General features: G+C 34.8%; 21 protein-coding genes and 2 pseudogenes. 7 read left to right on the forward strand and 16 right to left on the reverse strand.

The window, feature by feature from the left end; all coding sequences use genetic code 11:
• Positions 1-11 precede the first annotated feature (11 nt).
• Both JM172_RS17790 and JM172_RS17795 read right to left on the reverse strand, forming a co-directional pair.
• Positions 12-239, reverse strand: coding sequence for a sulfurtransferase TusA family protein (locus JM172_RS17790; protein WP_214483729.1), 228 nt, complete (start codon positions 237-239; stop codon positions 12-14).
• Positions 240-397: 158 nt separating this feature from the next.
• Positions 398-877: a DsrE/DsrF/DrsH-like family protein gene (locus JM172_RS17795; RefSeq protein ID WP_214483730.1), complete on the reverse strand. Its 480-nt coding sequence runs from the start codon at positions 875-877 to the stop codon at positions 398-400.
• Positions 878-1,138: 261 nt separating this feature from the next.
• Here JM172_RS17795 and nosD point away from each other — a divergent pair, with 261 nt between their 5' ends.
• The 4 genes from nosD to JM172_RS17815 are packed head-to-tail and all read left to right on the forward strand — an operon-like array spanning position 1,139 to position 4,485.
• Positions 1,139-2,464, forward strand: coding sequence for a nitrous oxide reductase family maturation protein NosD (nosD, locus tag JM172_RS17800; protein WP_214483731.1), 1,326 nt, complete (start codon positions 1,139-1,141; stop codon positions 2,462-2,464).
• Between the two features lie 2 nt (positions 2,465-2,466).
• On the forward strand, positions 2,467-2,931 hold the full coding sequence (locus JM172_RS17805; protein ID WP_214483732.1) for a nitrous oxide reductase accessory protein NosL: 465 nt from the start codon (positions 2,467-2,469) through the stop codon (positions 2,929-2,931).
• Positions 2,932-2,933: 2 nt separating this feature from the next.
• Positions 2,934-3,761 carry an ABC transporter permease gene (locus JM172_RS17810; RefSeq protein WP_214483733.1) on the forward strand — a complete coding sequence of 276 codons (828 nt, stop codon included), beginning with the start codon at positions 2,934-2,936 and terminating at the stop codon, positions 3,759-3,761.
• A complete protein-coding gene (locus JM172_RS17815; RefSeq protein ID WP_250886745.1) occupies positions 3,754-4,485 on the forward strand; it encodes an ABC transporter ATP-binding protein in 732 nt (243 codons plus the stop codon). The genes JM172_RS17810 and JM172_RS17815 overlap by 8 nt, the downstream gene beginning before the upstream one ends.
• 595 nt (positions 4,486-5,080) lie before the next feature.
• On the opposite strand, the gene JM172_RS17820 is transcribed toward JM172_RS17815, so the two are convergent.
• From JM172_RS17820 to JM172_RS17865, 10 genes are all read right to left on the reverse strand, one after another.
• Complete coding sequence (locus tag JM172_RS17820) at positions 5,081-5,668, reverse strand: nitrous oxide reductase accessory protein NosL (RefSeq protein WP_214483734.1); 588 nt, start codon at positions 5,666-5,668, stop codon at positions 5,081-5,083.
• Between the two features lie 101 nt (positions 5,669-5,769).
• The gene (locus tag JM172_RS17825) at positions 5,770-6,084 is read right to left on the reverse strand and encodes a rhodanese-like domain-containing protein (protein WP_214483735.1); all 315 of its coding nucleotides are present in this window, start codon (positions 6,082-6,084) and stop codon (positions 5,770-5,772) included.
• A 179-nt stretch (positions 6,085-6,263) separates the two neighbouring features.
• Positions 6,264-6,524 carry a metal-sensitive transcriptional regulator gene (locus tag JM172_RS17830; protein ID WP_214483736.1) on the reverse strand — a complete coding sequence of 87 codons (261 nt, stop codon included), beginning with the start codon at positions 6,522-6,524 and terminating at the stop codon, positions 6,264-6,266.
• A 25-nt stretch (positions 6,525-6,549) separates the two neighbouring features.
• Complete coding sequence (locus JM172_RS17835; protein ID WP_250886746.1) at positions 6,550-6,897, reverse strand: sulfurtransferase; 348 nt, start codon at positions 6,895-6,897, stop codon at positions 6,550-6,552.
• 93 nt (positions 6,898-6,990) lie between these two features.
• Positions 6,991-8,100, reverse strand: coding sequence for an o-succinylbenzoate synthase (menC, locus tag JM172_RS17840; protein WP_483297263.1), 1,110 nt, complete (start codon positions 8,098-8,100; stop codon positions 6,991-6,993).
• 36 nt (positions 8,101-8,136) lie between these two features.
• The gene (locus tag JM172_RS17845; RefSeq protein ID WP_214483756.1) at positions 8,137-9,615 is read right to left on the reverse strand and encodes an o-succinylbenzoate--CoA ligase; all 1,479 of its coding nucleotides are present in this window, start codon (positions 9,613-9,615) and stop codon (positions 8,137-8,139) included.
• A 132-nt stretch (positions 9,616-9,747) separates the two neighbouring features.
• Positions 9,748-10,566: a 1,4-dihydroxy-2-naphthoyl-CoA synthase gene (menB, locus tag JM172_RS17850; protein WP_214483738.1), complete on the reverse strand. Its 819-nt coding sequence runs from the start codon at positions 10,564-10,566 to the stop codon at positions 9,748-9,750.
• Positions 10,567-10,601: 35 nt separating this feature from the next.
• Entirely contained in the window at positions 10,602-11,402 is an 801-nt protein-coding gene (menH, locus tag JM172_RS17855; protein WP_214483739.1) for a 2-succinyl-6-hydroxy-2,4-cyclohexadiene-1-carboxylate synthase, read from the reverse strand.
• Positions 11,392-13,140 (reverse strand): 2-succinyl-5-enolpyruvyl-6-hydroxy-3-cyclohexene-1-carboxylic-acid synthase, encoded by a 1,749-nt coding sequence (gene menD / locus JM172_RS17860; RefSeq protein WP_214483757.1) that lies wholly within the window; start codon positions 13,138-13,140, stop codon positions 11,392-11,394. The genes menH and menD overlap by 11 nt, the downstream gene beginning before the upstream one ends.
• Positions 13,133-14,551 (reverse strand): isochorismate synthase, encoded by a 1,419-nt coding sequence (locus JM172_RS17865; RefSeq protein WP_214483740.1) that lies wholly within the window; start codon positions 14,549-14,551, stop codon positions 13,133-13,135. Before JM172_RS17865 ends, menD begins: the two co-directional genes overlap by 8 nt.
• Before the next feature lie 523 nt (positions 14,552-15,074).
• Between JM172_RS17865 and JM172_RS17870 the strand changes: the two genes are divergently transcribed.
• Positions 15,075-16,013 carry a 1,4-dihydroxy-2-naphthoate polyprenyltransferase gene (locus tag JM172_RS17870; protein WP_214483741.1) on the forward strand — a complete coding sequence of 313 codons (939 nt, stop codon included), beginning with the start codon at positions 15,075-15,077 and terminating at the stop codon, positions 16,011-16,013.
• A gap of 117 nt (positions 16,014-16,130) precedes the next feature.
• On the opposite strand, the pseudogene JM172_RS17875 reads toward JM172_RS17870, so the two are convergent.
• Positions 16,131-16,750 (reverse strand): annotated as a pseudogene (locus JM172_RS17875) (DUF3885 domain-containing protein).
• Between the two features lie 382 nt (positions 16,751-17,132).
• Here JM172_RS17875 and JM172_RS17880 point away from each other — a divergent pair.
• On the forward strand, positions 17,133-17,897 hold the full coding sequence (locus JM172_RS17880; RefSeq protein ID WP_214483742.1) for a yteA family sporulation protein: 765 nt from the start codon (positions 17,133-17,135) through the stop codon (positions 17,895-17,897).
• Positions 17,898-18,047: 150 nt separating this feature from the next.
• Here JM172_RS17880 and JM172_RS17885 read toward each other — a convergent pair whose 3' ends face one another.
• Positions 18,048-18,248: a cold-shock protein gene (locus JM172_RS17885; protein WP_214483743.1), complete on the reverse strand. Its 201-nt coding sequence runs from the start codon at positions 18,246-18,248 to the stop codon at positions 18,048-18,050.
• 452 nt (positions 18,249-18,700) lie between these two features.
• On the opposite strand from JM172_RS17885, the gene JM172_RS17890 reads away from it, so the two are divergent.
• The gene (locus JM172_RS17890) at positions 18,701-19,498 is read left to right on the forward strand and encodes a TIGR00266 family protein (RefSeq protein ID WP_214483744.1); all 798 of its coding nucleotides are present in this window, start codon (positions 18,701-18,703) and stop codon (positions 19,496-19,498) included.
• Between the two features lie 103 nt (positions 19,499-19,601).
• Here JM172_RS17890 and JM172_RS25680 read toward each other — a convergent pair whose 3' ends face one another.
• Both JM172_RS25680 and JM172_RS25685 read right to left on the reverse strand, forming a co-directional pair.
• Entirely contained in the window at positions 19,602-20,549 is a 948-nt protein-coding gene (locus JM172_RS25680; protein WP_483297264.1) for a methyl-accepting chemotaxis protein, read from the reverse strand.
• Positions 20,544-21,563, reverse strand: a pseudogene (locus tag JM172_RS25685) (cache domain-containing sensor histidine kinase); the annotation flags it as partial. The gene JM172_RS25680 and the pseudogene JM172_RS25685, both read right to left, overlap by 6 nt.
• Between the last annotated feature and the right edge of the window lie 204 nt (positions 21,564-21,767).

Raw genomic sequence — 21,767 nt, forward strand, 5'->3', positions numbered from 1 at the left:
CTTACTCACATCTACCCTTTTTTAATCCAAAATTTAAATACGTTGTTTTCATCAGTCGCTTTCAACAATTCATGGCCTGTAGCATTTGCCCATGCTGTAAGATCTTTTGTTGCACCTTTGTCAGTAGCATGTATTTCTAAAATTTCACCTGAATTCATTTCATTAATTGCTCTCTTTGTTTTTACGATTGGCATTGGACATGATAAGCCTTTTGTGTCGAGTACTTTATTTGAAATCAATTTGTCTCCTCCTTCTATACCCATAAGGGTATTTATATATATAAATTTTTTTATTCAATATGATCAAGTGTAATTAAATAGTTTATTCAATATACATTCGGGGTATTATCTCAGCTGTTACAAACGGCTAGAACTACGAGCAATATACGCAAATAGTCTCAGATAAACAGGTTTACATTTCCATCCTCTGCGTCCGCTAAATAAGCACCAACTCCAGCAAACTCAACGCCATCGATAATTTCTTCCTTTTTAAGCCCTAATAAGTCTACAGTCATTTGACAAGCTACCAGTTTTATTTCTTGCTCCTTCGCCATATCTATCAACTGCGGAACAGGCACAGCATTATGCTTTTTAATAATATTTTTAATTAGTTTTGGACCCATTCCTCCAAAGTTCATCCTGGATAGTCCCATTCTATCTGCACCTCTAGGCATCATTTTGCCAAACATTTTTTCAACAAAGCCTTTTTTCACTTGAATTGACTGATCCTTTCTTAAAGCATTTAAGCCCCAAAAAGTATGAAAAATAGTTACTTCATGATCATATGCTGCGGCACCATTCGCAATAATATATGCTGCCATTGCCTTATCATAATCACCACTGAATAAGACAATTGTTGTCTTTTTTACTTCTCCCATTGCTTCAACCCTCCCTTTTTTACCCCCAAGGGTATATTGTTTAACAAAAAAAATTTAGATACCATATTTAATGTTTCGACTTATTACCTTTACCCCTATGAGTATTTTATTATATATTTTAATTTTTATCAACAAATAAATCTTATTTATGAATTTTTTTTTAAAACACGTATTTGTCAACGTTATGTCACTGAAACTTTCTTGTTTTTTCACAACTCTTAAGTATACTACCGATAAAAAAGTGTTCTAGGGTGGAAATCAATGATAAAGAAAATGATTACCTTCACATTATTTATTAGTTTTACTATGTTTCCAATGGAGTCAAACGCTCAACAGAGCCATTTATTGATCGTAATGCCTGGCACTTCTATTCAACAGGTTATAAACAAAGCACCAGAAGGAGGAAAAGTCGTTATAACAAAAGGAGTATACAAGGAAAACATCTTTATTGAAAAACCTATTTACTTAATTGCTGAAGAAGGGGTAATCCTACACGGAAATAACACCGGTTCAGTAATTACAATCAAATCACCAGAGGTGATTGTAGAAGGTTTTCACATTACTCAAAGCGGAAGAGATGACAATGATGCAGGTATCTTCGTCAAGTCCTCTAACGTGACAATTAAATCTAATACATTTACTGATGTTCATTTTGGTATTTACGTTGAAGGAAATGACAACCACATTATTAATAATTTTATCACGAGCTACCCTGTACATTTTGCTAAACGTGGTAACGGTGTTCACCTGTTTTCTGGCAATAACAATATTGTGAAAGAAAATACAATTAACAAAGTGCAAGATGGCGTGTATATTGATTTTGCAACAAATAGTAAAGTTATTGATAATGAAATCACTCAATCACGTTATGCTGTACATTTCATGTATGGTGAAGGTGGAGTTGTACAGGGGAATTATTTAGTGTCCAACATCAATGGATTAATGATTATGGCATCCGAAAGAATTTACATTTATGCCAATACTTTTGCAAAGCAGCTTAGCTACCATGGATACGGAGCACTTATTTATGATTCCGATGATATTTCCTTAATTGACAACAAAATGATACAAAATAGTAACGGTATAGCTCTACAAAATGCACGTCAATGTGAAGTCAATCATAATGTCGTTGCTGGAAATCATGTAGGTATAAGTATTTTAGCTAACAATGAAGATTGCAAGATTACTAACAATAACTTTATGGGAAACGTAGCTCAAATAAAATTGATCACAGAAGAAAAGGGATTTTACAACAACTATTGGGATGATTATCGCTCATTTGATTTAAGCGGGGATGGCATAGGAGAACTACCATATAAAACAGGTTCAATGTATAACGAAATACTAAGTAAGCAGCCTTATATTCAGTTCTATTTTGAAAGTCCTGCTATTAAAATATGGACTACCGTTGAATCAATGGTCCCATCGTTAAGCGTTGCAAACATTGTTGATCCATTTCCACTTGTGGAACCAATTTCTATTTCAACAGACATTACTGAGATGCATGAAAGAAATATAGCCATTGGCTTTATTGCAATATTGTTTCTACTTATAAGTAGCTTTATATTTTATATTGGGAGGATGTAGTGATGCAACGAAATTATGTACTGCTTTCTACAATAATGATTACAATCCTATTATCATCTTGTAGTAAAGAGATTGCTTTTAAACCACGAGAAATTAATCCAGATATAGATATTTGTACGATTTGTAACATGAGTGTTGCACATATCGATCATGCAACAGAGGTCATATTAGACAATGGTGAAATTCTAACTTTCGATGATATTGGTTGTATGATCGAATACATAGAAAGTAGTGAAGAAAATAATACAGCAATCAACAAATCATATGTTCGCGATATTAAATCTAACGAATGGATTGAATTACAAGATGCACACTTTGCCTATCATCAAGAATTTTGGACACCGATGGCTTATGGAGTTATATCTTTTGCCACGAAACAACAAGCCGAGGCTTATATTGAAGAAGAAAAAAAAGGTGAGCTGCTAAAATATGTTGATTTGTTCAATCATAACTGGGATGGATTTTAATGATGAGCATATGGATTATAGCGAAACAAGAACTAAAGCTTATGACGAGAAGTAGATGGATTCCAAGTTTTGCTTTGTTATTTACGACCTTAGCAGTTACTATTGTTTATTTTAGTGGAATGAATACTGAAGCGGGCTACGATGGTTTTACTAGAATGACTGGTAGTCTTTTAAATCTATCTTTATTTCTTATTCCTTTAGTTACTCTATTAACAGGGAGCTCATTTATTGCTGGCGAAAAGGAAGACGGTGGCTTTTCTTTGTTATTAACATACGCGCTACCGCCTCGAAAGTTTCTAATTGGGAAATATATTGGCATGTTGATAGCTCTAGCTTCTGTTATTTTCCTAGGGTATGGCTTAGCTGGAGTGATACTATTATTACAGCATGGTAGTATATCAACTACATTATTTTTATTATTCGTATTTTTTACATTACTATTAACGATGATGTTTTTAGCGGTTGCAATATGCATCGGAGTTATATCTACTAATCGTTTTGAAGCATTAGGATTTAGTCTAGTAGTTTGGGCTACACTCGTGCTATTTTACGAATTTGGCGTCGTAGGTTTAATTACATTTGTTGATCGTTCATTTGTTTTACCAATCATTACGGTATCAACATTATTCAATCCAGTAGAAATTATAAGAGTGTGGACAATATTGATGATGAATAGCGGAGAAATATTTGGACCGACATTGTATGATTTCACAGTTTGGGCACAAGGAATGATAGGCAATATCGCATTTTCTTCAGCAACGACCTTATGGATAATATCGCCATTAATACTAGCAAACCTATTTGTGAAGAAGGGGATTAGAAATGAGTAAACTGGACATCGTGATAGAATGCCATAATGTCACAAAAATTTATAATAACAATAATCAAGTACAAAATATCCATTTTACAGTTCAAAAAGGAACATGTCTTGCTCTTTGTGGCAGTAATGGTGCTGGGAAAAGTACTATTATAAAGATGCTAATCGGTATTATTACTCCCACATCTGGAGAAATCTATTTGAATAAACATAAAGTTTCTGCTAAAAACACCTTCTATAAATCAATGTTTTCTTATATGCCGGATAGCATGGTTTTCCCGAAAACTTTAACTGGATATGAAGTACTCACTTTTTTTGCAAAGCTAGAAAAATTGCCACTCAATCAAGTAACAAAATTTATTCGCTTAGTCGGGTTAGAGAACGACCAACATAAAAAAGTAAAAGAATATTCAAAGGGGATGCAGCAAAGACTTGCACTCGCTCAAGCTTTGTTATCTGAATCACCTATCCTCGTATTAGATGAACCAACTAACGGACTGGACCCATACTGGGTACGTCGCTTTAAACAAATTATCAAACATGAACAAGAGAAAGGCAAAACGATCATTTTTTCATCTCATGTCCTTTCAGTTGTTGAAGATCTTGCAGATACAGTTGTTTTTATCAATCAAGGTCAAATGCTAATCAATGATTCAATTCACAATCTGTGCAGTAGAGATGGCGAATATCGATCTCTTGAAGAAGTTTTCTTTCATTCAGTTCACTCCAGCGTATAATAAGCCAATGAACAAACTTATTATACTAAAGACTGTTTTCTCATTGATTGTGTTTTTTTATTAAGAAAATCTTTTCTTCTGAACAACAATGCCGAACAATATAAACCACTTTTTATAATATTAATTTGATAACAATAGCAACAATGTTTACGTAAATAGCCCTACTAAAAAACACCGACCAGAATCTAAATCTTGGACGGTGTTTTTAGTAGAACTATTTTTGCATATTGCACAGAATATTGTTTCCATACGAATTAATGATCGCGTACAGTCTTTTCTTTAGACTAACTTTATGTTGTATGATGTTTATTACTCTTGCACAAATCGCATTCACAGCATCTTTACTACTTTTAAATTATGGGGCACGGATCAACCCTTGATAATTTTCAGATTTTTTATAAAACACAGCGAAATTTACAAAAAGAGCCTACGTATAAAAACACGAATCCATTAAAGTTATTAACAGCTTTACATCGTTAACCAGGATTACGATTTCATTAACATATTTCGCAATATACGTTCTGGCAGCAATATATGGCATCATCTTTTTTCAATCAATTGTTTTGTGTAAGTAATGATCTATTATTATTAATGCTTAATTCCCATCATGGCCTTCTTCGTTTTGCCCCATTTTTTTCATGTAACGTTCATGAGACACATGATCAATTTCATCCCATGAAGAGATAACAGCATTGATGTCTTTACGCTCATCAACAAAGGTTTGAGCAGCTTTTTCTGAGTTAAATAATGCGTAACCATATTTCATAGGTGTTATGATATCCGCTTTTACCGGAACTGAGCCGTCCAGATCAATCCACTCTGATGAATTGTAATCTCTCACCCATTTTGCAATTGCTTGTTCATCCTTGCCTCTTTCATAATTAAGTAAACAGCCAACATCATCAAAAAAATAATGCTCACCATCTTCCATTTGAATTTGTGCTGTAAATACCCCCATTTCATGTTCCATACCATATACCTTCATATCACAGAACGCACACGTATGTTCATCAGTGGGTTCAACAGCAACAACTTCATGTGTATCAATATTTTGTTGTGAGGATAGCTGCTCACCACTAGCCACCTCCGAAGCTTCCTCTACGCCATTTTCGCTATTGCTACACCCCACCAATACTCCTAAACTAATCGTAAGAAAAACTGAGAAAATAAAAAACTTCCTCATATGCATCCCCCCTTAGTATTTTCTAAGTTAGCTTAGCAACTAAATGTGAGGAAACTATGAGAAAATTATTTAAAAGTATTTTCTTCACTATATTGTCATTTTTATCCGACTAAATCATGATATCCTATTTCTCCCTTCCAAGAGAGCATACCACCAATCATATTTATTGCTCTAAAACCTTGTCCTTCTAAGAAGCGTGTAGCTAGACCACTTCTATTTCCTGAACGACATACTATAATATACTCCTTAGATTTGTCTAATTCATGTAAACGAAATTCTAATAAACCTAATGGTATATGAATCGCATTTGGAATGATCCCTGTCCTTACCTCATCTACTTCACGAACATCAATGATATTTAAGGTTTTATTATTTCTTAACGTTTCCTCAACTTCTTTACTAGTTATCTGCTTCATCTTCATTCTCCAGTCTATTTACCCATAAGGGTATATTTTTTTCTAAAAAAAGGGTCTCAGCCCTTTCACTTACGCTAATTGCTATTTGTACTAAGATATAAACACGTATTCAACTGCTTATAGTATCGTAAATATCAATAGCAGCAAATCTTAGCAAAGAGTCCTCATTCAAAAATTAATTATCTACTTTTAACTAATAAATTTACTGCTTCTTTCACTATTTCTTCTTTTTTATAGCCCTTTTCATCAGCGTTTTCGACACACTCAACTAAATTAGAGCTAACGATTACACCAATTGTACGATCGATGGCAGCTCGTGCTGCTGATAATTGTGTAATTACCTCTTTACAGTCTTTGTCTTCCTCCATCATTTTTAAGACTCCTCTAATTTGTCCTTCAGTTCTTTTTACTCTATTCTTCACTTGATTATTGTATTCCATTTTTACACCACCTAAAAACTTATATTCATTTACAAGTGCAGTCAGTCATCGTATAACTAATTATTTTATATCCTTTACTACGTAAAAAACGGATACCCATGTTTTTTTCTATTTTGTCTGAGGCGATAATATGAACTTCATTTTTAGGTAAGTCATTATAATTTCGCTTCAAGTAAGCCATAGGTACGTTAACAGCATTTTTATAAGGTAACTTATGCGAAACATTATAATCCCTAATGTCTACTAACGTAAATTTTTCTTGATGGTTATCGTGTCGCTTTACATCTACACATCGTACACCGATTATAGGGAAATATCTTGTGTAAAATAAATAAGTTAAGCTAATCAGTATAATTATTAAGAGATAATCCAATCATCATCCCCCTCACTCTTATAAAATTATACTCATTCTATACCTGAGAGGGTATAATGTCAAGAGATTCACATTACGATTACAGTTTCTAGACTATTTCCTCAGGAACTGTTTTTTAGTTATCGTAATTTCTTCAAGGAACTTATAATTAATATCAAAACCAATCCCTGGGTTGTTCGGAACATCCACTTGTCCACGATTAACAGTAACTTCAGGAATAATGACATCTCGTTCCCAATACCTCGATGACGCTGAAATATCTCCAGGAATAGAAAAGTTTTCTAAAGAAGCTAAAGCTATATTATGTGCCCTCGATATCCCTGTTTCAAGCATGCCACCACACCACACAGGTATATTATTTGATTTACAAATATCATGAATCCGAATAGCTTCATATAAACCACCTACACGACCAATTTTAACATTCATAATTTGACAGCTGCCTAGCTCGATTGCTTTTCTAGCATCATCATATGACGTTATACTCTCATCCAAACAAATTGGTGTTTTGAGCACGCGTTGAGCCTTAGCATGGTCGATAATATCATCAGAGGCAAGGGGCTGCTCAATCATCATTAATTCATATTCATCTAAAGCCTTTAATCGATCTATGTCTGCTAGGTTGTAAGCTGAATTAGCGTCTACCATTAAAGGAATCTTAGGAAATTCTTTTTTAATCTCCTTAATAATTTCCACATCTTCATCAGGTGCAATTTTTATTTTTATTCTTCGGTACCCTTCTAATAATCTCCTTTCTATAGTTTTCAGCATGTTTTTCGTGCTATCCAACCCAACTACAACCCCAGCATCAACAGATTTCTTCTTACCGCCAAGCAAGCTAGCTAGTGAAACATTTTGCCTTTTCGCAAATAAATCCCATACTGCTGTTTCCAAACCTGCTTTTGCCATTCGATTTCGTTTTACATTAGCTAACACACCAAATACTTCAGATGGATGTGTAATAGACTCTGCAAATAGCTTTGGAATTAAAAAATCTTCTAACATATGTAGCGACGTTTTAATCGTTTCCTCTGTATACCATGGCGAAGAGAACGCAACTACTTCTCCCCACCCAATAAAACCTTCACGATCTTTTATTTCAATTAATACTGATTCCCTATTTTGAACAGTTTCCAAGCTTGACACAAATGGGGATAATAACTTCATTTTAGTTACATGGAGCGTAATAGTATGTATATCCAGCTTCTCATTTCCCCCTCTATTTATCACACATGATAATTAATTTCTTATATACTCATATAGTTTCCTACGTAATAGTTTATTGCTTGCGTTTCTTGGCAGCTCCTGAACAAACACAATTTTATTAGGAACTTTATACTTTGCAAGCCTAGTCGAACAATATTGAATAAGCTCACTTTCTGAAACGTCTACATCATTCTTACATTTGATAAAAGCACATGGTACTTGTCCCCACGTTTTATCAAACACTCCTATTACTCCTGCTTCGTCAATATCTTGATGTGAAAGTAGGACGGATTCTATTTCTGCTGGATAGATATTTTCCCCACCAGATATAATGAGGTCAGATCGTCGATCGAGTACATACAAAAATCCATCATCATCAATATAGCCTATATCTCCTGTATAAAACCAATCGTTAATAATTGCTTTTCTAGTAATTTCTTCTTGAAATAAATAACCGCTTGTTACATTTGGACCTTTTACAACAATTTCACCAGTTTCATTTGCTGCAACTATGTCTCCGTCTTTCTCAATTCGTACTTGAGCAGGGAATAATGGTTTTCCCGCCGACCCGACCTTGTTGAGGCTATCTTCAGGTGTGAGTGTAACGATTTGCGATGCTGTTTCGGTCATACCATATGTTTGAAAAACCGGTATGGCTCTTTCCTTACACTTTTTAAGTAATGGTGTTGGCACAGGCCCACCACCTGTTAACATGCATCGAAAATAGGGTGGGTAAGAATGATCTTCTAGCTCATCTATCATTTTTTGAAGCATAACAGCTACGACAGAAACAATTGTTGCCCCATCACGCGTGATCGATTGATTTATTTGAGATGGAATAAACCGGTCATGAAGAATGACAGTCATTCCATATATAACACTCCTCATCAAAATTGATAATCCACTTATATGAAATATAGGAACCGCCAACAACCAACGATCCTTCTCATGTAAACCTAAATTCAAAGCAGAGCCAACAGCACTCCACCAATGATTACCGTATGTTTGAATAACACCTTTCGGTTTGCCAGTCGTTCCTGATGTATACATGATTGTATCGATTTCATGTAAAGGAAATTCTTCAATTAACGAAAATTCCGTTTCTTGTAAACGATCAAGTTGTTTCACACTTACTATATTCAATAAAGGATTTTCATTAGCTATTCCTTTAGAAATGTTAGAAAATGCATCCTCAGTAATAAAATAATCTACTCTAGCATCAACAATTTGCCATGTAATTTCTGCTTCAGTTAGCCGAGTATTAAGGAAAACAGTAATGGCACCAATATGTTTTAACGCATGGATGATTTCGATAAATTCTATACTATTATTCATTAATATTGCTACTGTATCATCCTTTTTCACACCAAAAGAGTGTAACTTTCTTGCCTTCGTTATAGCCCGTTCGTGTAAATTTAAAAATGTAATTTGCTCTTTATGATAAGTAACGGCAATACGGTTAGGAGTTAATTTAGCCCGTTGTAGTAAAAAGTTTGGAATGACTTGTTGCATACTCATGAAAACCACCTCACAAGATGTCCTTATAACGATAGTAAAACAGCTTGATGAAGTTACCCACCAAGCTGTCTTTTACACTTATCCTATTTATTATAAAGGATTAAAAATCTTATTTAATTGCTCATATTAAGGAAAACGTGGAAACTGTTTAAAGTCAGGGCTACGTTTTTCTTTAAATGCGTCACGACCTTCTTTTGCCTCATCAGTCGTATAGTACAATAAAGTGGCATCTCCTGCAAATTGCTGGATGCCTGCTAAGCCATCAGTATCAGCATTAAATGCTGCTTTTAAGAAACGAAGAGCTGTTGGGCTTTTCTCTAGCATCTCTTCACACCACTGTACGGTTTCGTCTTCAAGTTGTTCTAGAGGAACAACAGTATTTACTAATCCCATATCCATCGCTTCTTGTGCACTATATTGGCGACATAAATACCATATTTCACGAGCTTTTTTATGTCCAACAATTCTAGCTAGGTAGCCAGATCCATAGCCAGCATCAAAGCTACCGACTTTAGGCCCTGTTTGACCAAAAACAGCATTTTCTGCTGCAATTGTCAAATCACACACAACATGTAATACATGTCCTCCACCAATAGCATATCCAGATACCATCGCAACTACTGGCTTTGGAATAACACGAATTAAGCGCTGAAGGTCTAATACATTTAAACGAGGAATTTCATCTTCACCTACATAGCCTCCATGCCCTCGAACCTTTTGATCTCCTCCTGCACAAAACGCTTCATCACCTGCACCAGCTAAAACAATAACACCAATGTTAGCATCGTCTCTAGCATATGCAAAAGCATCTATCAACTCCACTACAGTTTTTGGACGGAATGCATTGCGTACTTCAGGACGATTAATCGTTACCTTTGCAATGCCATTATAAGTCTCATATAAAATATCTTCGTACTTTCTCTCAGAAACCCACTCTCTTCCCACTTATGTAATCCCCCTTATATTTATGTAGTTTACGCTTACAAAAACTCATATACTATTTTACCAAAAATTCTTGGTTGTTCCACATGAATTGTATGACCAGCATGATTAATTGCCTCCCACTTAGCATGTGGTAATAATTTTACCATTTTTTTTGCGACATTGTGAAACTTTATATCATCCATACCTGTTATTAATAATGTTCGATGAGGAAACGAAGATAATTTGTCCCACCATGATGGCTGCGCTCCTGTTCCAAATCCTCTAAGGCTATTAGCTAAGCCAATTGGATTGTTTTCCAGGCGTTGTTTACGAATCAACTCCTTGGTTTGAACAGGTAGTTTCTTCATATTATGAAAAAGTGGGAGGTTTGTCCATTTATCCACAAACCACTCCATTCCATATTGTTCGATCGCTTCAGCTAATTGTTCATCAGTCTTTTTTCTGAGTAGTCGTTCTTGTTCTTTTTCTAAGCCTGGTGAACTGCTCTCTAGTATTAGCTTATCTACTCGTTCAGGGTATGACATTGCTAGTGATAATGCCATTCTACCACCCATTGAATAGCCGAGAACATTCGTTTTTGTTATGTGAAAATTGTTTAGAAGTTGAACCAAATCTAACAAAATAGATTCCATATTGTATCTATTACTATCCATGGGTGATGCTGTATCTCCATGACCTATTATATCTATTAAATAAAGAGTTGACTTAGCTCCCCACATACGAATAAATGGTTGCCAACTCTTGATAGAGCCTGTAAAGCCATGTAACAGTATTAATGGTGGACCTTCCCCTACAATCTCAATATTGTAGAGCACGTTATTTAACTCAATTTTCATGATCTACACCTAAAAAGGCATCAATTTCAGCGACTGCCATGTTCCATAAGGAGCGATGCATTTCAACATTCGTAGTTCTATCAGTTGTTAATTCAATAACGGATAATCCATCAGTGTGAATAGACTGTTGAACCTTTTCTCGAAAGTCGTTCCACTTAGTAACACGGTTAAATTCACCACCATACATATTAACAACATACTCATAATCAAGACCCAAAGGTGTTCCAAATAAAGTCTCAAAATGATTTTGGTGTTGAGCCTGTGGTAAAAATGAAAAAATACCACCACCATCATTATTTATAACAATAATTGTCATATTAAGTTTGTGCATTTTCGCTGCCAACAATCCATTTAAATCATGATAGAATGACAGATCTCCAATGACAAGTACTAGAGGTGAGCAATTTATACTAGCACCGAGTGCCGTAGAAACAATACCATCTATTCCGTTAGCTCCCCTGTTTGCCAATACTCTAATTGATTTATCATTTGTAAGAAAAAAGGAGTCTAGGTCTCTTATTGGCATACTATTTCCTACAAATAATGTAGTGTTATAAGGAAGTGTTTTTGTTAATTCAGAAAATACTTTTCCTTCAAACAAGTTCTCTTCATATTCTAAACCATTCCATATTGATTTTATCATCGCATTCATTTCTATCCACTGTGTTACCCAATGGGATTTTTTATTAAGTTCTTTAATAACATCACTAAGCCCACTACAAAAATTCACTTCATCACAATGAATCATGTCTGAAGCAGATAAAGTTGGCTCTCTCCAGCCCCCTCCGCCATCAATGACTATATGATCAATATGATCAAGCTGTTTTATGTATAATGTTAATGCTTTTGAAACTGGCATTTCACCAAATCGAATAATAACCTCAGGTTTATACAATTGAAGAATTTGTTTATTTCTTAAGATCGTATCATAACTATCAATAATTAGTTCTTTATTATGGTGACCACTTCTAAGTTGAGATAACGGATCAGCGAATATTGGATATTGTAATTTTTCAGCTAGCTCTATTACCGCTTCAGCAAAGGAAGGGTCATCTATGGCTCCACAAATAATTAGCCCTTTCTTCTTAGCTGCTATACGATCGCGAATACTGTCGTATTGATTTGTTGTTAAGCTAGGCGCACCTATTGTAACATTCACATAACTGCCTTGATCATGATGTTCAATTGCTTCCATTAATGGTACAAGTGGTTCTCTAAATGGAAAATTCAAATGAACAGGACCTTTTGGTGCTTGCATAGCTGTTCCTGATGCTCGACTTGCAAAGGTTCTTACATAATTAAGCATTTCAGGTGTATCTTCAGGTATTGCCATCTCAGCAAACCATTTCGTATACTCTCCAAATAATCCAATTTGATTTATAGCTTGTGGTGCACCGATATCACGTAATTCATGTGGTCGATCTGCTGTAAGTACGATTAAGGGAACTCTTGAATAATATGCCTCGACAATGGCAGGCATATAATTAGCAGCTGCTGTTCCTGATGTACATAATATGGCTACTGGCTTTCTTTTCGACTTAGCTATACCTAAAGCAAAAAAAGCGGCTGAGCGCTCATCAATGTTTACATAAACATTCATCATTGGGTGCTCAGCCATTATCATAGCCATAGGTGTGGAACGAGATCCAGGACTAATCACAACATCTGTGACATTGACTTTTATTAATTCATCTACAAAAGCCAACACAAAAGCAGTTAAAGAATTATTATTATTCATTTTCTTCATGACTCATACCCCCTATTGCTGAGAGCATAGGCTTCAGTTTTAATTTAGTTTCTTCATATTCACTTTGTGGATCGGAATCAGCTACAATCCCACAACCAGCGAATAGCGAAGCTTCCTGTCCCTGAAAAAGAGCTGATCGAATAGCTACTGCAAATTCTCCACTATTATTAGCGTCAACCCAGCCGATAGGAGCTGCATACCATCCTCTATCTAATTGTTCAACTTCTCTTATTTTCTTAATAGCTTTATCTGTTGGAAACCCTCCCAATGCAGGGGTTGGGTGAAGCTTTTCCACCATAGATAAAAACGAAATATGATCTTTTACTGTACATATAACAGGTGTATATAAATGCTGAATATGACGCATTTTAAGCAATGTTGGGTGACTAGGAGCTTCTATTGTATTACAGAAGTTTAACATTGCTTTTTTGATCATTTGGACGACAAGCTCATGTTCATGTAAATTCTTTTTATCACATAATAAGGAATTACCAAGCATTTTATCCTCGTTCAATGTTTTCCCTCTTTTGATAGAGCCTGCTAAACATGTAGATAATACCTTACTATTTTCTTTTTTTATTAATCTTTCGGGAGAGGCACCAATAAAACAATCTTCACCACTTTCGAAAGCAAATATATAACTCATAGGCTGCTCAGCTCGAAGATTATTTAGTACAGACGTCACGTTTACTTTACTGTCAAAATGAAGTCTTGTCTCCCTTGCTAACACAACTTTATCTAGCTCACCTTGTTTAATATCTTGTGTTACATTGTCAACAGAATCTATCCAAAGTTCAGGTTCAATTTCAGTTTGACGATATGAATGTTTCCATTTATCATTAGGCTGCCAAGACCATTCTGATTGTAGAATATGTTCCATTTTATTTTCCAAATCCTTTAATATTTCTATAGGATCAGATGAGTGCTGACAAATGATATTAGAAGTTATCCAAGCATCCCCTTTATTTATCGTGAGCATGAGCTCTGGCAATATAAATTTCGCAGGGGGATATTTACCCCATAAAGAAGTTGATTGTTTTAATGGATCAAAGGAAAAACCACCTAACAGAATGGGCCCAGTCCCAAACGGACAAGTTTGTTCTTGCTTAACACAATTAGTTAAAAAGCGTTCCCATTCTTTTTCAACAGTCTCAAATCTATGCTCTTGGGCTACTATTGAAAATACGGTACCTAGCCCGACTAAAATGATTTCATCACTAGGGTCTGTCCAAAAAAAGCGTTCTCCTTCATAGGATTGTTTCGCAGCCTCATAAAATAACAGGGGATCTTTATATGGAGTTTTTTTTACTATACTTGTTAGTATAGGCTTTGTATGTTTTTTCGATCTACTAATTCCTTGTAATAGTTGTTCATACGCAGCAGTTTGTTGTACTGCAACCACAATAATCCCCCCGAATGATGAAACGTTATTCTTATATATAATAAATGCTTAATTCTCTTTCTACTTTAACAAACACACATTTTAAGATACACTTAGTCATATACACTGTCAATATTGGTAATTTCTAAGATATATCCGCTACATTTCTTCATACTTCATATCAAATTTTCTATACGAATCCATTCATTATTATATTACTCTTTTTAAAATAAGAAAACTAAAATGACATACAATTTTCTTTACCTAAAAGTTAACAGCAAAAGTATTTGTCAAAATCCCCTAAAATGATTGACAGGGTCTTACCCTTTTTCTACACTTAATTTGTATTCATAATTTTTTATAGCTCTTTTCGTTAAAATTGTTGCTATTTTACTAAAGCATAGCTAGATGAGGTCTTTTAAAGTTGGAACTTTTTAAAAGCTAACACATCCTCGTTGTATTCGTGCTTTAATTTATATACAACAATCGATATGAAAACAGCCTTTTTTATGTTAAATTTCTCTTTAAGAGGGGAGGAGAAATTATGGAGTCACAAATAAATATGAAACAAAAATCCATAATGCCCAAACAAAATAAAGGATGGAAGGTGTGGTGGAATTTAACAAGGCCACATACACTTACTGCTGCCTTCGTCCCTGTATTTATCGGTACAGCACTTGCTTTAGAGCAAACCCAGATAAATACGCCGCTATTTCTAGTCATGTTAATTGCTTGTATACTCATTCAAGCAGCAACAAATATGATTAATGAATATTTCGATTTTAAACGGGGATTGGACAATGAAGAGTCAGTCGGAATTGGAGGAGCAATAGTAAGAGATGGAGTAAAGCCAAAGACTGTCCTAATAGCCGCTTTTCTTTTGTTTGCTACTGCAACATTTTTAGGTATATATATATGCTTGAATAGTAGCTGGTGGTTAGCACTTATTGGGACAATTTGTATGCTAGCTGGATATTATTATACAGGCGGACCTATCCCGATTGCGTACACACCTTTTGGAGAAATAGTTGCTGGCACATTTATGGGGCTAATTATCATTTTACTTTCCTATTTTATTCAAACTGATACGGTTTCAATAGCAAGTATACTTGTATCTATACCCGTCTCAATATTAGTTGGAGCTATACTGCTTGCAAATAATATTCGTGACTTAGATGGTGATAAAGAAAATGGACGAAATACATTAGCTATTATTCTAGGTAGACCCAATGCAATAAAATTATTAGCTGGTATGTTTATCATCTCATATGGCTGGGTTGTTATCTTAGTGTTAGCTAATATTTCTTCACCATGGGTTTTGTTAGTATTGATAAGTATTCCAAGTGCAATTAAAGCTACAAAGGGCTTCGTTGGAAAAAACATTCCGATACAAATGATGCCCGCTATGAAGGCTACAGCCAAAACAAATACTCATTTTGGTTTTTTACTCTCACTTGGCTTACTATTAAGTTACTGGTTTTAAACACGGCTTATCGTCGTGTTTTTTTTGTGTTCACATCGATTAATGTTTTTTAGTAATGGTATGTTGATTATTAATATGTGAGGGAAACACCGGCTACGGTGTTTCCCTCAACATATTTCAATTAAAAATCTTGTTAATTTCAGGTTTGTCATAATCCAAAATCCAATTATTATACCTGTTATACATACCTCTTATTGTTTCAGGTGAAGTTGCCAATAAATCACAACCTCTGTCATCGTAAACATGATAGATCGTTTTCTTGTTAATATTTATGAAATAAACCCTATGATAAATACTTGGTTTTATTCCTAAATCATGATTGCATAATGCCATTAACAAACGTTTGTATTTAAATTCTGTAGATTTACACTTTAGAGTAAATCTATGTGTTCTATATGTTCCTTGTTCATCATCTTCAGGGAAAATATAGGGTATTATTTGGTGCTTTAACGTATACAATAACGACTTCTCAACATAGGGTGAAAAGTTTGTTAATACTCGCTTAATGTTTTTACCTTGATTAAAATCATTTACATCCATCACTACAAATATATCGTCCGTAGAAGAATGTAGAGCTTCAAATAATGTAATTGCTCTTTGATAGCATCCTAATACATATGGATTATTTGGATAATCATACTTTTTTTCCAGTTTACCCCAAGTTCAAACCGTATGCCCATATCCCAACTATAAAACAAAGGTGGTCTTAGCGCTAAATTAGGGAATGTTTCCTGCATAAAATCGTTTAATTTCATTCCAACACCTCATAAAATTAATCTGCAAATAAGACAATTTTTAATCATTTTTTTCCGCAATAAGTAAACAATAAGAAAAGTAGAGCCTACTAGGTTAGTCTCGCCAAGCATTTAAGGCATAATCATTTGAATGAGCTTTTGTTTTGAAATGGTATGGCGAAGGAACCTAAAGAGGCTACGATGTTGAGCTAGACATAATAATGCTTAAGTGCCCTGTTATCACCCATGCAGGCTGCTCAGTTAAGCGCTACAGGCCAACCACTCGACGCGATTGACACTTGAGCTAGACATTGAATAATATGCCTTGGATATCCAAGCAGGCACTGTCGTTTCGATTATTGACTATACAGGAAGGAGACTAGCTATGCTAACAAAAGACCAATCTTCAGCCTTCCGTTCAAGTTTGATTACTACTAGAAACCAACTTAAGTCCCAACTAAAAGCAAATAATCATTTTAACCTGAAGCTTTCTGACGCACATGATTCAGTTGGTGAATTATCAAGCTATGACAACCATCCAGGTGACTTAGGGACAGAGTTATATGAACGTGAAAAGGATATATCACTTTTAGAACACGTTGAAAAAGAAATAACTGATATCGAAAATGCTCTTGATGCAATAGACAATGGAACATATGGCACTTGCATAGTTTGTGGAAAGGATATACCCATTGAACGTTTACAAGCTCTGCCTACCGCATTACATTGCAAAGAACATAGTCCTGATCAGGCTGTATCTCACAACAGACCTATTGAAGAGGGAGTATTATTACCTCCATATGGGAAGTTTAATAATGATGATAAAGATGCTGTAAGTTTTGATGCTGAAGATTCATGGCAGGAAGTAGCACGTTTTGGTACTTCAGAATCACCATCTGATCTCGTTAATCCACCAGACCACTATAATGATATGTATATTGAATCGGATGAAAACTTAGGTTATGTAGAGGACTATGAGAACTTTGCGGGAACAGATATCGAAGGTAAAAATGTAAAGGTATACCCTAATATACAGCATGAGAAATATGAACAATTGTTAGACGAGGAAGGTATGATGACACCATTTGGTGATTTACTACCTTACGAGAAAAACCCGTACACAGAAGAATCTTTAGAAGATTCAGAATGATACAGATTGATTCGTATTCAAATAAAAAGCCACTTGTGAGTCGAAACAAGAATGGCTTTTTTTATGTAAATTAATTAAAAAATATGCTATATACCAATAGGAATAAAAAATAACCTCTATAGAAAGAGGTCAATCAAAAGTAAGCAAATGTTATTGCTTTTCGACGTTTGAAGCTTGTGGGCCTCGAGCTCCTTCAACTACCTCAAAACTAACTTTTTCGCCTTCTTCTAAAGTTTTAAATCCATCTCCAGCAATTGCACTGTAATGTACAAATACATCTCCACCGCCATCCACTTCTATAAACCCATAACCCTTTTCTTTATCAAACCATTTTACTGTACCGTTTTGCATTAATCTTTTTCCTCCTAAATATACACTCAACTCGTGTAAAACAAGATTCCTACCGATTGCAAAAGATGGTGGTTAAAAAGAAAACTTGAAGATTGAGTAACAAATATAACTCACACTTCTTAAAAGTCTATTGTCAGCCTTACTTTCGCCCTTTTATAATCAATAGTAAGCTTACAATAGCATACCATCTGAACCTAAGTCAAACACGATAAAACACTGATATTCTACATGTTTCTAGCATATTTCCTAAGTGGTTTTTCTACAAAATGATGATCTTAAGTAAACCAATTTATACAACTATACATAATGTTACAAATCTCTTCACATTGCTACATTAATTCATCACTTTATATTTGATAAAATGAAACAATCTTATACAATAGACAGGGAGATTCATTATTTACATCGAATGTAATATACGTAATGATACAAAATTTATTGAGGTGATTATCGTGAACGCACATGAAATTGAATACAAATTATACGGAGACGATATGCAGTTTGTAGAAATTGAACTAGACCCTGGTGAAAGTACCATTGCAGAAGCAGGCGCAATGATGATGATGGAAGATAGAATTGAGATGGAAACAATTTTTGGGGATGGCTCAAAACGTGGTGGATCTGGATTGTTTGGTAAACTTATGGGTGCAGGAAAACGCGTTATTACTGGGGAAAGTTTATTTATGACTGTATTTACAAATGAAGGGAACGAGAAAAAACACGTTTCATTCGCCGCACCTTACCCTGGTAAAATTATTCCTATTGACTTAAGTGATTTAGATGGGAAAGTAATTTGTCAAAAAGATGCTTTTTTATGTGCTGCTAAAGGGGTATCTGTTGGCGTTGAATTCCAGCGTAAGCTTGGTGCAGGATTCTTTGGTGGCGAAGGCTTTATTATGCAAAAACTAGAGGGAGATGGAATGGCATTCTTACATGCTGGTGGTACAATTCATCGTCGTGAGCTTCAGCCTGGCGAGATGTTACGTATTGATACTGGCTGTTTAGTTGCCATGACAAAAGAAGTAGATTATGATATTGAATTTGTTGGAAAAGTAAAAACAGCTTTTTTTGGTGGTGAAGGCTTATTCTTTGCTACTGTCAGAGGTCCAGGTACAGTATGGGTACAATCATTGCCATTTAGTCGCTTGGCTGATCGTATTTTTGCAAGTGCCCCTCAAACTCCAGGTAAAACAACAGGAGAAGGTAGCATTTTGGGCGGTTTAGGTAACTTCCTTGACGGAGATAACTAATAAGCACAATCTGTCAAAATTATAAAAATATCAAGGTGACTCGGCAAGCCACCATACTTTAGCGCTTGCCAGTCATCCAAGTCACATTAAATATACTCCTTTCTTATACTTTAAATCTGCTAATCCTCTCTGTTAATTCTTCACTTGACTCTAATAAATCTTCTGATACTTTTGTAACCGAATTAAATGCTATTGATTGCTCATCAGTTGAAGCACTCACTTCTTCACAAGCAGCAACAGCCTGTTGTGACATTGCCGCAATATTCTCAATTGATTGCGAAACTTCTTGTCGATGATTATGAATATTCGTCATATCTTCTTGCACATCATCTATTGAGCTCTTTAATTGGTCTACAATTGTTGAAATCGTATTAAACGCTTGTTCAGTATCATTCACAACTAGGGCTTGTTCTTTATAATATCTTTTTGTATTTGCCATTTCATGTACCGTTCGCTTTGATTCTGATTGAATACTTTGTATTGTTCTACGAACCTGATCAGTAGCAACAGTTGATTGCTCAGCTAATTTTCGAACCTCGTTTGCTACTACAGCAAATCCTTTACCGTGCTCCCCAGCTCTTGCAGCTTCAATACTTGCATTCAAAGACAATAAATTTGTTTGTTCAGAAAAATCATTAATCGTCTTCATGACAGATTCAATTTCCGCTATTTTCTTCTCTAAATGAACGATAATTTCATCAACTGTATTAAAATTCTCTTCAGTCTTTGAAAATATGCTTTTTAATTCCTCAATCTTCTCAAATCCATTTTCATTTGCTATCTCGGCATCTACGGATAGTAATGACATCTTATCAGTAAGAGTTGTAACATTTTTTATTTGAGTAGATAGTACACTAATTAATTGATTGGATTTCTCTATATCCTCCGCTGATCGTGATGCTCCAAGTGCAATTTCATTTGTCGCTTTGGCAATTTCTTCACTTGAAGCATTTGTTTCTTCTGAGACAGCACTTAACCCTTGAACCGATTCAAATACATGGTTGTTAGATCGTTCAATAGCTAAGATTAAATGGCGCATATTTTTCACCATATCGTTAAAGTGAATAGTCAAATCACCTATTTCATCTCTTGTTTTTTGTTTTGTCTTAACAGTTAAATCTCCAGCAGCTACCTTCATTACATCTTTCTTCAAATGTATGATTGGGTTTAATATGCGACTCGTAACAACATAAACGATAATTAATGATAAAACTACAGCTGTTAATGAAATAATCATAATCCAACTACGTAATTTATTGGAACTGGCCATTAAATCTTTATATGTATAAGACGTCCCAAGTTTCCAACCCGTTTGATCAACAGTTTCAAATGCAAGTACCTTCTCCTCACCGTTGAAATTATAATGGAAAAAGCCCTGTTCATTTTCTCCATACATCTTGCCTATAAATTCAAGATTAGATAAGTTGTTCCCTCTCTCTGTCGGGTGCACAATGGCATTTTTATTTTTATCAAGTATAAAAGGATAACCGTTATTCGTTAGATCAATATTCTGCATCACTGATTCTAATTGTTCAAGCTTAAGATCAGCAGCAATGACCCCTTTAAACTCGTTGTCAATTATCATTGCTTTTGACACTGTTACTACTAATTCACCGTCTTCACTAATATAAGGTTCTGTCCATATGGCCTTATCCTTGGTTTGCTCTGCTAGCGTATACCAAGGTCTATCAAACACGGTAAAGTTTTCACCTAATTCCACGGGTGGCTGAATTTTCAGTGTGTCATTTCGAGCAGCCACATAAATTAAATACGCATCGGAATAAAGATCTAAGTAATTATTAAATCTGTCCAGAATAATAGGGTCTAATTCCTTAATGTCACTTTCATTGGCAGATAACATAGCTAATACATATGCTTCAAAGTCTTTTTCTCTACTAATCTCTTCAATGCTAATCGCATATTTCTCAACAAATGAATCTACGTAATTATTTATTTGCTCGACAAGGTTTTCAGCCTGTATTTTGACGTCTTTTTCAATTTGTTGCTCCGTTTGATATTGCAAAAACAAAGCAACAAATAATAACGTACCTATCATTAATAGCATAAATAACACTAGAAGCTTCCTCTTAATTGATGTAAACAATCTCTAATTCACCATCCTGCTGTATAATTTTTGGTTTTTTTCCACACCTTTCAAAGTTTAACATAATTCACAAAGTACACAAGCATAAAATTACACTATACCCATAGAAATAATGTATTTAACCTATGTAAGCTTTAACTTCGGATAAGCAGGTGCAAAATTAAT

This window comes from Bacillus sp. SM2101 (assembly GCF_018588585.1).
GTDB lineage: Bacteria > Bacillota > Bacilli > Bacillales > SM2101 > Nanhaiella > Nanhaiella sioensis.